Source organism: uncultured Allobosea sp., from assembly GCF_945957345.1.
In the GTDB taxonomy this organism is placed as follows: domain Bacteria; phylum Pseudomonadota; class Alphaproteobacteria; order Rhizobiales; family Beijerinckiaceae; genus Allobosea.
In genome coordinates, this window is sequence record NZ_CAMFKW010000011.1 from 34,976 (window position 1) to 47,118 (window position 12,143).

Here is a 12,143-nt window from a genome sequence, read left to right on the forward strand (position 1 = left end):
GCGCCGAAGACACAATCCCGGAGGACATCGATGACGTTTCGGATCTCGCGCCGCCGGTTCGGCGCTCTCGCTGGTGCCGCTGCCACTTCGGCACTTATGCCAAAAGGCGCCTTCGCCCAAGCCAAGACGCTCACCGCACTCGGCCACCGCGTCCACCAGAACGCGGCCACGACCGGCCCCGGCGGCGACGCGACCGAAGCCTTCCGCAAGGCCAGTGGCGCCGATGTGAACTGGGTCACGTTCGGCGACGTGAACGCCGTGCATGAGCGATTGTTGCGCGAGGCTTCGCTCTCGGAGACCTCGATCGACGTCGCCTATCTCGTCAACGGCCGCGCCGTCCCGCGCAATCTCCAGCTCTTCGAGCCGCTGGACGCGCTGTTGAAGCAGGCGCCGATCGAGGCCTTCGACGATTTCGCGCCGGGCCTGCTCGCCCCGCTCAAGCTCGGGGATGCCTTGCACGGCATCCCCGTCCGCCACGCGACCAATGCCCTGATCTACAACGAGGCCCTGCTGGAAGAGCGCGGCGTCACCAAGCTGCCGACGAGCTTCGAGGAGCTGGCCGAGCTTGTCCGCAAGCTCACCTTCAAGCGCGAGGACGGCACGCAGGTCTATGGCCTCGCCTTCACCGCCGTCTTCGCCTCGAATTTCCTGACGCTCGCCCGCTGCCTCGGCGGCGATTATATGACGACCGACGGCAAGATCGTCGCAGCCGACGCGCCGATGGTGAAGACGCTCACATTGCTCGCCGATTTCTACAAGGCCGGCGTGCTGCCGCGGAATTTCGCGACGGTGAACAACGAAGAGATCACCACCTGGATGCAGCAGGGCCGGGCGGCGATGACGATCAACCCCTTCGCCCGATTGGTCACCTATAACGATCCGTCCAAGGGCAAGTACGGCGGCAGGTTCAAGTCGCTGCTGCCGCCGATGGCAGCCGATCTCGTCGGCAAGGTCGCCTTCGCGCCGACGACCGAGTTCTGGGCGCTGATGATCCCGAAGAACGCCAAGCAGAAGCCGTTGAGCTGGGAGTTCATCCGAGCGCTGTCCTCGAAGGCCGGCACGACCGCCATGGCGCTGAATGGCAACGGCCCTGTCCGCATCTCGACCTATGCCGACGAGAAGCTGAAGGCGGCGATGCCCTATGCCGCTGACGAGGCCGCGGCGCTCAAGGCCTCGCGCATCCATCTGCCGGCCTTCGACGAGCAGGCCCGCGCCCATGACATCTTCATTGAGGAAACACAGGCCGCCGTGCTCGGCCGCAAGCCGGCGCAGCAGGCGATGGACGATGCGACCGCCCGCGTGAAGCCGCTGCTCGGCTGATGGCGGGAGCGCTTTCGGGCCGCACCGCCCTCGTCACCGGTGCGGCAAGCGGCATCGGCCTCGCCGTCGCGGCGCGCCTCGCCGAAGCCGGCGCGCATGCGATCATCCATGATCGCGATGCCGCCGCGGCCGATGCAGCGACAGCCGATCTGCGAGCCCAGGGCCTAGCGGCTTCGGCCCTGATCGCCGATCTCGCCGAGACGGCGGCTTCCACTGCGATGGTGGCAGAGCTGAAGGCAAAGGCGGCCGAGCCCGATATCCTCGTGCTTTGCGCGTCCGTCGAGATGCAGGAAACCTGGGACGCGGTCTCGGAAGCGGCGATGGCCGCGCAGACCGCGATCAATATCCACACGACCGTGCGGCTGCTGCAGGCCTTCCTGCCGGGCATGCTGGCGCGCGGCTTCGGCCGGGTGATCGCGATCGGCAGCGTGCAGGAAGCGCGGCCCAACCCGACCCATTTCTACTACGCCGCCACGAAGGCAGCGCAGACCAACATGATCCTGAACCTCGCCCGCACCACGCAGGTGCCGGGCGTCACCTTCAACATCGTCAAGCCCGGCGCGATCCTGACCGACCGCAACCGCGCCGTCCTCGCCCAGCCCGGGCGGGAGGCGCAGGTGCTCGCCCGCATCCCCCTCGGCCGGCTGGGCAGACCTGAGGATTGTGCCGGCATCGCCCTGCTGCTCAGCTCGCCCGAAGGCAGTTATATCAACGGCGCCGAGATCGCGGTGGATGGCGGCTTGCGGCTGTGACAGCCACAGCGACCGGGGACTGCCACTCGCGCCCGCTCGCCTCGCGACGGCGAAATCAGCAACCTCGCTCCCGCTCTGGCCATGGCGAGCGCCTGGCACGCAGGGCAATACAGTTCCAGCCCTGAGCGGCGGCTATGAGCAGTCCCGCGCGAGCACGGGACTATTCCGAAGCCAGCCCTATCGCAGCGGCGGCGCGTAGAGGACGCCGCCCATGCTCCAGAGCTGGTTCAGCCCGCGCGGGATGCCGAGCTTCGAGCCGGTGCCGAGATTGCGTTCATAGATCTCGGCATAGTTGCCGCCTGCCTTGACGGCGCGAACCGCCCAGTCGGCCTCGAGGCCGAGCGCCTTGCCGAAGCCGCCCTCGGCACCGACGAAGCGGCGCACATCCGGCTTCGCCGATTTCAGCGCGTCGTCGAGATTGGTGCTGGAAACCCCGAGCTCCTCGGCATTGATCAGCGCGAAATTCACCCATTTCACCAGGGTGAACCATGGGAAGTCGTCGCTGCGCACCACCGGCCCGAGCGGTTCCTTCGAGATGACGTCCGGAAGCACGATCGCATCGGCCGGCTTGGCGAGCCGGAGCCGGTCGCCATGCAGCGCCGACTGGTCGCGGGTCAGCACATCGCATTGCCCGCCCTCGAAGGCCGCGAAAGCCTCCGCGGCGCTCGGATAAACCTTCTCCTCATAGGTCATCGAATTGGCCTTGAAGAAATCCGCAAGGTTGAGCTGGGTCGTGGTACCGGCCTCGACGCAGATCTTGGACTTGTCGAGCGACAGCGCGGTATCGACCTTGAGCGCGCGCTTCGCCAGGAAGCCCTGGCCGTCATGGTAGGTGATGCCCGCGAAGGCCAGCCCGAGCTCGGCCTCGCGGCCGAGCGTCCAGGTCGAGTTGCGTGCCAGCAGGTCGACCTTGCCACCTTTCAGCGCATCGAAGCGCTGACTCGCCGAGAGCGGGGTGAAGGCGACCTTGCCCGCATCCCCCAGCACGACCGCCGCCACCGCGCGGCAGAAATCGGCATCGAAGCCGCGCCAGTTGCCTTGCGCGTCCTTCTCGGAGAAACCGGTCACGCCCTCGCTCACGCCGCATTGCAGCGTGCCGCGCTGCTTCACGCTGTCGAGCGTACCGGCGCCGGCCGGAACGGCGAAGCCGGCGAGAAGCGCGAAACCGAGACCGCTGCGACGAATCCAGGGGGTCTTCGACATGTCTGCCTGTCCCTTTTTCAGATCGACGGAAATGGCGGGGTCTGTCACAGCGTCGCCTTGTGGCGGATGATGACCTTGGTCCCGATCGGCACGCGGTCATAGAGATCGGCGATATCGCCGTTGGCGAGCCGGAAGCAGCCCGACGAGATCGCCTGACCGATCGTCTCCGGCTGGTTGGTGCCGTGGATGCGGAAAACCGTCGAGCCGAGATAGAGCGCGCGTGCGCCCATCGGGTTGCCGGGGCCGCCGGCCATGAAGCGCGGCAGATAGGGCTGGCGCTGCAGCATCTCCGGCGGCGGGCGCCAGTCCGGCCACTCGGCCTTGCGGCTGACCTGGACCTGGCCGGACCAGGTGAAGCCCTCGCGGCCGACACCGATGCCGTAGCGCAGGGCACGGCCATTGCCCTGCACCACGTAGAGGAAGCGCTCGGCCGAATGGATCACGACCGTGCCCGGCGCCTCGTTCGAGCGGAACAGCACCATCTGGCGGGCATATGGCCCGTCGGTGATCGTCGCCTCCTCGCCCGACACACGGCCTGGCTCGTCGCCGATATCCATCGTCTCCTGCATCGCCGCCGGTGGGCGCGGCTGCGCCGAGGCCATCCCGGGCAAGGCGAGAAGCGATGCGAGCCCGAGGCCGGAGACCAGCAGGCCAGTGCGGATTGCGTGGTTCATCTCAGCGCCTCCGTTCAGCCGCAGCGGCTGTAGATGAAGGTTCCATAGCGGGCGTTGGCATCGGGATCGACGAAGCGCGCCACGAACTCCTTCGGTTTGACCGACAGCAATTCGCGATCCTGCGGATCGCCCGCCGGGGCCTCGAAGCCGAGATAGGTCTTGCCACCAGGCCCTGCCTTCAGCCGGAGCTCATAGAGCTTGGGATCATCGGCTACATGCATCATCACCCCGTCGCCGGAGCCTTTTGCGATGACATAGGGTTGCTTGCACTGGCTGCGCGCCTCGGCTTCCGTCCGCTTGCGGTCCTTCTCCGTGTGGAAGGAGGCGACGCCCCAGCGCCCGACCAAGGCATCCCGCGAGACATTCGCCGGAGCCGGGGCGGATGCGCCGACAGCACCGCCGCTCGCGATGGGCGGCAGGCTCTCGCCACCGCCGCAGCCTGCGAGAAGGAAGGGCAAGACGACGCCGCATGCCACGGCGCCGACAGTCGACCATCTTATGTCCTGGAAGCGTGCAAGCTCGATCATCGGCGTCCCCCTCCTTGCAACACGATAGCCCGTGCGGCACGGCCTGCGCGCCCGGTATCCCAGGTCGTCGAGGTCGGCGGCAAGCCGCGCTCCGGCCGTCCACCTTTCCCGCAAGCGAAACGGGACATCGCATGAGAGCCGCAAAGGACGCTCCGATCAAGCCCGGCCGCGAGCGGAAGCCCTGCCGGCTCCCCTGACCACGCAACAGGCCAGCACAAGGGGACAACGTCGGATATCGAGGACGGGCCGTTGTCAGCGGCTCCGGTGGAGCCGCCAACATGCGCGGCAATCGCCCCGGCCGGCTGCGCGGCCGCCGGCGAAACGACAACCGGAGACTGCAACAGAGCTGCGGTCGCGGGCTCAACGCGGCTTCGACATGGTGACGCGCGTGGGCCGTCTGCTCCGTCAGGAGACCGTCATCGCTGCATCAGCGCGACAATATCCCCACGCGATCGAGAGCGGTGGCGAAACCCCGGAGCGAGATGGAGAATGGTGCAGCCGCGCCATCATTGGTCGCCGCTTCGATCTTCAGCGCAGTGCCGGTCCGCGGGGCCAGCACGGTCGGCGCATCGAAGCTGACGGCGACCAGACAGCCGCCAGGCAGGCACGTGCGGAATCGCATCGGCTGCGCCGTCAGTTTCTCGTCGACCTGGAAGCGAACATCGCATCCGTCTGCCCGGCGATCGGAAACAGCGCGACGATGTTCGTCAGGATGAGGGAACGGGAACGATGATCCATGGAGCCTTCAGAACCTGACGCTGAAATTGGCCCAGGCCGACTTGATGGTCTTCCCACCGTCGACGGAGACCTCGTGGTCCTCTCCTCCAGGTCGATCTGGATATTGTCCCGGTCGGCAGGGCGGAACTGCAGCCCGCCGACATGGCGTGCCACGAAATCATACACGAAGGCCATCTGCTCCCGGCGCGGAACATCCTCGGTCCGCAAACGCATCATGGGGAACGGCGCTGCCGTCACGGCCCTCTCCCGCGCGAGGGATGCTCAGCCGGCGAGCAGCAACGCCCGGCCCAAGCGGAGGCCATCTCGGCCATGGTTCCCAGGTGATCGGCCGCCAAAAAACCGGAAACGCGCTTGCGGGGCTTGAGATCGTGGTCGCCATCCTCCAGCCAGAGCATCTCGATCTGCGGCGAGAGCCTGTAAGCTGCAACCTCCTCCCGGGTGCCGAATTCGTCGCGCGTTCCTTGCACGATCAGGGTCGGCGTCCGGAGATCGGCGAGATGCGCGGTCCGCAATTGCTCCGGCTTGCCGGGCGGGTGGAAGGGATAGCCGAGGCACAGCAGGCCGCAGATCCGGCCTTGCGCGAACAGCGCGTCGGCCACCATGCTCGCGACGCGGCCCCCCATCGACTTGCCGCCGATGAACAGCGGCCCCGTGGCGCCCAATGTATCGACAGCAGCGAGATATTGCGGATTGAGCTTCTCGGCCCGCGGCGGCGGCGGTCGTCCGCCGCTTCGCCGCCCCGCCATATAGTCGAACTCGAACCGGGCGACGCGAAAGCCCGCCTCGGCCAGCGCCCTAGCCGCCGCCGTCATCGACAACGAATCCATGGGAGCACCGGCCCCATGCGCCAGCAGGACGGTCATGGCGGCTTGCTCGGGGCCATCGAAAAGAAACATCGTGCCGCCCTGCTTCGCCGGACCGGATGCTCTGGTTCCGGTCGCCTTCGGCGCGACAGCCTAATTGACCTGGATAGCGCCCGATAGCCCTGCCGCGGGACCTAGGTCCCGCAGAACGTCGCCAGCACACGTTCATGCATTTCTGGCGGACGGGCATAGTTCTCGCGGCCCGGCTGCGCCTCGAAAGGCCGGGCGAGCACATCGATCAGGACTTCGAACGGACCGAAATCGCCACGCTCGACCGCCGCCTCGATGGCTGCTTCGACGAGATGATTGCGCGGGATGAACAGTGGGTTGACCTTCAGCATCGCACCGCGCCGCGTCTCGGCCGATGCGGTCTCCCGGAGCAGCCGCTGGCACCAGCGGCCCTCCCAGGCTTCGAACACGGCCGGGTCGCTGAACAGGCTGCGGCAGGCATCCGCGCTGTCCTGCGCGGCTTCCTCGCTCAAACGCCGGAAGACCAGCGTGAAATCGGCCTCGCCCTGCTGCATCGCCTCCAGCAGCGATCGGATCAGCTCGACATCCTCCGCCTCTTCCGTGGCGAGGCCGAGCTTGCGACGGAAACCCGCGATCAGATGCACCTGGAACTGCGGATCGAACCGGTCGAGCGCCGCCTGTGCGATCGGTACGGCCTTGTCGATATCCGCGTCCAGCAGCGGCAACAGCGTCTCGGCGAAGCGGGTGAGGTTCCAGCGCGCGATCGGCGGCTGGTTGGCATAGGCATAGCGGCCGTGCTCGTCGATCGAACTGAACACCGTCGTCGGATGATAGGCATCCATGAAGGCGCAGGGGCCGTAATCGATGGTTTCCCCAGCGATCGACATGTTGTCGGTGTTCATCACGCCGTGGATGAAACCGATCGTCATCCATTGCGCGATAAGCGCGGCCTGCGTAGCGACCACGGCTTCGAGCAAAGCGAGATAGCGTCCCTCGCCGGAGCAGGCCGGATAATGCCTGCTGATGACATGGTCGGCGAGCAGGCGCAGGGCCTCGACATCGCCGCGCGCGGCGAAGAACTGGAAGGTGCCGATCCGGATATGGCTTGAGGCGACGCGGGTGAGCACGGCGCCGGGCAGCAAGGTCTCGCGCCGGACGGCCTCGCCCGTCAGCACCGCCGCGAGCGCCCGCGTCGTTGGAATCCCCAACGCCGCCATCGCCTCGCTCACGATATATTCGCGCAACACCGGCCCGAGCGCCGCACGGCCGTCGCCGCGGCGCGAGAACGGGGTCGGGCCCGCTCCCTTGAGCTGGAGGTCGTAGCGCTTGCCATCCTGGTCGATGATCTCGCCGAGCAGGATGGCGCGCCCGTCGCCGAGCTGCGGGCTGAACCCGCCGAACTGATGGCCGGCATAGGCCGTCGCGATTGAAGCCGCACCGGCCAGCATACCATTGCCGGCCAGCATTGCGATGCCCTCCGGCCCCTTCAGCCAGTCGGGATCGAGCCCAAGCCGCGAGGCAAGCGGTTCGTTCAGCCGGATCAGCCGGGGCGCAGCGACAGGGGTCGGCGCGACCTCGGCGTAAAAGCGCGGCGGCAGGCGCGCATAGGAATTGTCGAAGGCGATCGGGTTCATCGACCGAATATGGGCGCGGCAGGCAGCAGCGCAACACGGAAAGCTGCGCTTTTGCCCCGAGAGGATGCCCGGCTCAGCGCACAGCTATCCGGCGTCAGGGCCCTTACGGCCCGACGAGCTGGCCGCCATCGACGACGATGCTCTGCCCGGTGACCCAGCTCGCCTTGCTCGAAGCGAGGAAGAGCACGACCTCGGCGATCTCCTCCGGCTTGCCCATCCGCCCGAAGGGGATCGTCGCCAGCGTCGCGTTGTAGAGCTCCGGATTGGAGGTCTTCCGGTTCTCCCAGGAGCCGCCGGGGAACTCTATTGAGCCCGGCGCGACGCAATTCACGCGGATGCCCTTGCGCGCCAGCATCTTCGCCTGGCTGCCGGTATAGTGCATCACGGCCGCCTTGATCGCGCCATAGGGCGCGGAGCGCGCCGAGGCCCGCAGGGCCGAGATCGACGAGATGTTGACGATCGACGAGCCCGGCTGGAGATGCGGGATCGCCGCATGGCTGCCGCGCACCACCGCCATCATGTCGACGCTGAGCGACGCCGCCCAGCCCTCTTCGTCGTCGCTCTGGCCGAAACCCGAGGCATTGTTGACGAGAATGTCGAGCCCACCGAGCGCCTTCACGGCTTGCGGCACATAGGCCTCGATCTGGCCGGCATCCGCGAGATCGACGCTGGCCGCATGCGCGGTGACGCCCAGCGCCTCGATCTCCTTGCGCGTCGCCTCCAGCGGCCCGGCGCTGCGGGCGCAGATCGAGACGGCCGCCCCGCCCGCGGCAAAGCCCAGCGCGATCGAACGGCCGATACCGCGGCTGCCGCCCATGACGATCACGCGTTTGCCGTTGAATTCCTTGGCCATGCCGGCCTCCCCTTCCTGATTGATTCCCGATCCTTATTGCCGGCGGGAAGGGGCGCGCTTCAAGGCAGGCGGCACGCATGCCGCCCCTGCGCTTCAGGGAGGAACATCGTCTAGCGATCCCGCGCGACGCGGAATCCGTTGGTGTAGAAGCGCACATCGGCCTCGTATTTGAAGCGCGCGGCCGAGCGCAGATAGCGTGGATCATTGTTGAACGAACCGCCCCGCAGCACGCGCTCGCGGCAATTTGCGACCGTATAGGCGCTGCCGTCGCGGGGCGCGTTGCGATAGCTCTCGCTCCAGCAATCGGCGACCCATTCGGCGGCATTGCCGGCCATGTCGTAGAGCCCGAAGGCATTGGCCGGGAACTGTCCGACCGGAACGGTGTTGCCGCGCTTCTGATCGTTGCAGCCGAGGCAGTTGGCGCGCTCCTTCAACAGGGTCTGGCCCCAGGGGTAGGTCGTCGTCGTGCCGGCGCGTGCGGCATATTCCCATTCGCTCTCGGTCGGCAAGCGATAGGCCTTGCCTGTTCGGGCGGAGAGCCAGGTGAGATAGGCATTCGCATCGTTCCAATGGATGTCCGTGACCGGCCGCTTCCCGCGCCCGAGCCCGCGATCATCCGGACGGTAGTTGCAGCCGCCCTGATCGATGCAGAGATCCCATTCCTCGAAGCTCACCTCGCGCGCGCCGAGATAGAAGCCGCGGATGCTCACCGGATGCACCGGCTTCTCGAATTCATAGAGGTCGTTCGAGCCCATCTGGAAGCTGCCGGCGGGGATCGCAACCAGCTCCGGACAGCCCACGCAATCGCGCTGCGGCGCGCCGGCGGCCGGTTGTTGAGGCGCTGCCGGCGGCGTGGCCACTGCAACGGCGGTGGGAGCCGGCGCGGCCGGGCCGGCACGATATTCCTGCTCCCGCGTGCGAGCGAGCGAGGCGAAGCGCCCATTCGGATAGGCATCGAGATAGGCACGGTATTCCGCGGCGTTGCGGCTGTTGCGGATCGATTCCCAGAAGGCGAGGTCGTAGGCCGCATCCTGCGTCGCCCCTGGCGTCTGGGGCGGCGGGATGACGGCGCGGCTGCCTTGCGCCACCGCAACCGGCTGGAAGACCGGCGTGACGATAAGCCCTCTCGGTGGCTCAGCCGAGAGCCAGATCTGCTGGCTGCGCCGGGTTTCACGCGAAACCGTATCCCGTACCTGCTTCACCGCCTGCGCCATCTCCAGCCCCGGCGTCCGGATCGCCTTGAGCCAGGCATCGACGGCGCGATCGGGACCGCCCGGCAACGCCTTGCCCGGCGCCGTCGGGAACAGCACCGCGATCCCCTCCATCGCCTCGAGCGGCAGGAGCCCCTTGGCCTTGCCCAGCCAGGGATTGTCCCGGCCCGCATCGAGGAAGATCAGTGCGCTCGCCGGCCGGGCGACGATCAGCGGATCGACGATCTCGTCCAGATCGACCGCGCCCTCGGCACCGTTCTGCACCGGCAGCAGGAAATTGCGGCTCCGCTCCTGAATGGCATGGCCGCTATAGAACACCACGGCCTGCGCGCCGCGCCGAAGCTTGCCCGCGAAGCTGGCGATCGCCTGCCGCAACGCGTTACGGTCGGCATTCTCGACGGAAACGACATCGAAGCCGCCGGCGCTCAACGCCTGAGCGACAGAGCGCCCTTGCTGCGCGGCGCCGCCGATCAGCGCCCCCGGATAGGCCTCGTTGGCGATGACGAGCGCGACGCGCGCAGCCTCCCCCGGCTGCTGGGCAAGGCCGGAAGCGGCCAGCATCGGCAGCAGCACGACGGCGATCAGGACGCGCAACCAGGCCATCGTCGGACGGAAGCCCCTCAGCTAGCGGACATTGATCGTGATTTTCGGCGACATCACGGGCGGATTATGCGGCGTATGGGTATAGTCGCCGAGCAGCAATTGCAGCGTGTGCCGGCCCTTCGGCAGCGTCACCACAACCTCGGTCTGGCCGTTGCCCAGATGGATATGATTGTAGTCGGACGGAATCGGCTGGTCCGGCGTTCCGGGCTCGGTATCGATCAGCAGATGGTGATGCCCGGTCCGCGCATGATCGACCCCGGCCGGCGCGACCCCCATGCCGCGCAGCCCGATACGCACGGTGAAGCGCTCCGGCACGCTCAGGCCGTCGATCGGGTAGTGGAAATAGACCTGCGCGCCCGGCGGAGCCGACTGGCGTGCTGGTGTTTGTGCGACGGTCTCTGCGACGAGGCCCTGCCAGGCCATCAGCGCGAAAAGGCACGTGATTGCGATGCGGGCTCGCGACATCACCGGCGCCTCCTCGCATTCGGGCCGCCCGGCGCCACGATCACGGTGATGCGCTCCGAGATCACCGGCGGATCATGCGGCACATGGTTCTCGTCGGCGAGCAGGAGCTGCAACGTGTGCCGCCCGTTCGGCAGCGTCAGCTTGTATTCGGTCTGGCCACCGCCCAGATGGATATGGTTGAGATCGGACGGGATCGGCGCATCGAACGGGGGCGTTTCCGTATCGACCAGCAGATGGTGATGGCCGGTATTCGGCTTGGCGACCCCGGCCGGCGCCACGCCCATGTTGCGCAGGCCGAAGCGGATCGTCGAGGTCGGGTAGATCCGGTCGCCGTCCCTCGGATAGACGAAATAGACGGCCGCATCGTTGGGTGATGGCGTGCGGCCCGCAGCGGCACCATGAGCGTGCGGCGGCGAAGGAGCAGCGGCGGCAGCGGGCTGCCCATCGGCGACGACGCGGACCCGGATGCGCGGTGACATCACGGGGGGATCATGCGGCACATGTTCGTGATCGCCCATCAGCAATTGAAGGGTGTGCTCGCCCTGCGGCAACGTGAGCTCGGCCTCGGTCTGGCCGCGGCCGAAATGCAGATGGTTGAAGTCGCTGGGAATCTCGCGGTCGAGCGCCGGCACGTCGGTATCGACGAGAAGATGGTGGTGGCCGCCATTCGGACTGGCCGTCCCGGCCGGCGTCACCGCGATACCCTCCGCCCCGAACCGGATCCTGGCGTGGCTCGGGATCGTGGCACCGTCCTGCAGGTCGAGAAAGAAGACGCGTGCGCCGGGCGCAGCCGCAGACCGCGGCTTCTCGGCCGGCATTGCTGGAACCTCGACCGTGATCCGCTCGGACATGATGGGCGGGTCATGCGGGACATGGTTGTGGTCGGCGAAGAGCAGTTGCAGCGTGTGCTTGCCCGGCGTCAGCGCGATCTCGGCCTCGGTCTGGCCGCCGCCGAAATGGATATGGTTGAAATCGCTCGGGATCGGCTGGTCGAGCGGCGGCAGTTCGGTGTCGATCAGCAGGTGATGATGCCCGCCATAGCGCATCGGCTGGCCGGCGGGGACGACCTCCATGCCGGAGATCGCGAAACGCACCGTGAGCCTGGCGGGAACCTGTGCCTTGTCGGCGAGACCGATGAAGGAGAGGCGCGCGGTGGCGGGAGCCGGGCTGCGTTGCCGGGCGCGCTCCTGCGCCGAGGCTCCGGCCAGCGGCATCGCCACGGCCAGACCCAACAGGAGAAGCGCCGGCGCAATGCGTAGCATCAGCGTCTTCCTTCCGCGAAAGATGGACGGAAGGCTACCAGCAGCCATGAGCGCCTTCAAGCAAAACG

General features: G+C 67.4%; 13 protein-coding genes. 2 read left to right on the forward strand and 11 right to left on the reverse strand.

Annotated elements, in window-relative coordinates; genetic code table 11:
• Positions 1-30: 30 nt before the first annotated feature.
• Both Q0Q36_RS07695 and Q0Q36_RS07700 read left to right on the forward strand, forming a co-directional pair.
• Positions 31-1,320, forward strand: a complete 1,290-nt coding sequence (locus Q0Q36_RS07695) for an extracellular solute-binding protein (RefSeq protein ID WP_293796988.1) — start codon at positions 31-33, stop codon at positions 1,318-1,320.
• On the forward strand, positions 1,320-2,072 hold the full coding sequence (locus tag Q0Q36_RS07700; protein WP_293796990.1) for an SDR family oxidoreductase: 753 nt from the start codon (positions 1,320-1,322) through the stop codon (positions 2,070-2,072). The genes Q0Q36_RS07695 and Q0Q36_RS07700 overlap by 1 nt, the downstream gene beginning before the upstream one ends.
• A 177-nt stretch (positions 2,073-2,249) precedes the next feature.
• On the opposite strand, the gene Q0Q36_RS07705 is transcribed toward Q0Q36_RS07700, so the two are convergent.
• The 11 genes from Q0Q36_RS07705 to Q0Q36_RS07750 form a co-directional block, all read right to left on the reverse strand.
• Positions 2,250-3,275, reverse strand: coding sequence for an amino acid ABC transporter substrate-binding protein (locus Q0Q36_RS07705; protein WP_293796991.1), 1,026 nt, complete (start codon positions 3,273-3,275; stop codon positions 2,250-2,252).
• A gap of 44 nt (positions 3,276-3,319) precedes the next feature.
• Positions 3,320-3,949, reverse strand: coding sequence for a L,D-transpeptidase (locus tag Q0Q36_RS07710; protein WP_265056571.1), 630 nt, complete (start codon positions 3,947-3,949; stop codon positions 3,320-3,322).
• 14 nt (positions 3,950-3,963) lie between these two features.
• A complete protein-coding gene (locus Q0Q36_RS07715; protein WP_293796994.1) occupies positions 3,964-4,476 on the reverse strand; it encodes a hypothetical protein in 513 nt (170 codons plus the stop codon).
• Between the two features lie 427 nt (positions 4,477-4,903).
• Positions 4,904-5,098 carry an invasion associated locus B family protein gene (locus Q0Q36_RS25100; protein ID WP_367187162.1) on the reverse strand — a complete coding sequence of 65 codons (195 nt, stop codon included), beginning with the start codon at positions 5,096-5,098 and terminating at the stop codon, positions 4,904-4,906.
• A gap of 11 nt (positions 5,099-5,109) precedes the next feature.
• Positions 5,110-5,451, reverse strand: coding sequence for a hypothetical protein (locus Q0Q36_RS25105; protein ID WP_367187163.1), 342 nt, complete (start codon positions 5,449-5,451; stop codon positions 5,110-5,112).
• Positions 5,448-6,110 carry an alpha/beta family hydrolase gene (locus Q0Q36_RS07725; protein WP_293796998.1) on the reverse strand — a complete coding sequence of 221 codons (663 nt, stop codon included), beginning with the start codon at positions 6,108-6,110 and terminating at the stop codon, positions 5,448-5,450. Before Q0Q36_RS07725 ends, Q0Q36_RS25105 begins: the two co-directional genes overlap by 4 nt.
• A 101-nt stretch (positions 6,111-6,211) precedes the next feature.
• Positions 6,212-7,681, reverse strand: coding sequence for a YdiU family protein (locus Q0Q36_RS07730; protein ID WP_293797000.1), 1,470 nt, complete (start codon positions 7,679-7,681; stop codon positions 6,212-6,214).
• 103 nt (positions 7,682-7,784) lie between these two features.
• Entirely contained in the window at positions 7,785-8,534 is a 750-nt protein-coding gene (locus Q0Q36_RS07735; RefSeq protein WP_293797001.1) for an SDR family oxidoreductase, read from the reverse strand.
• Positions 8,535-8,644: 110 nt separating this feature from the next.
• Positions 8,645-10,348, reverse strand: a complete 1,704-nt coding sequence (locus Q0Q36_RS07740) for an SUMF1/EgtB/PvdO family nonheme iron enzyme (protein WP_293797003.1) — start codon at positions 10,346-10,348, stop codon at positions 8,645-8,647.
• 21 nt (positions 10,349-10,369) lie between these two features.
• Entirely contained in the window at positions 10,370-10,813 is a 444-nt protein-coding gene (locus Q0Q36_RS07745; RefSeq protein WP_293797004.1) for a DUF4399 domain-containing protein, read from the reverse strand.
• Positions 10,813-12,075, reverse strand: coding sequence for a DUF4399 domain-containing protein (locus Q0Q36_RS07750; protein WP_293797005.1), 1,263 nt, complete (start codon positions 12,073-12,075; stop codon positions 10,813-10,815). The genes Q0Q36_RS07745 and Q0Q36_RS07750 overlap by 1 nt, the downstream gene beginning before the upstream one ends.
• Positions 12,076-12,143 lie beyond the last annotated feature (68 nt).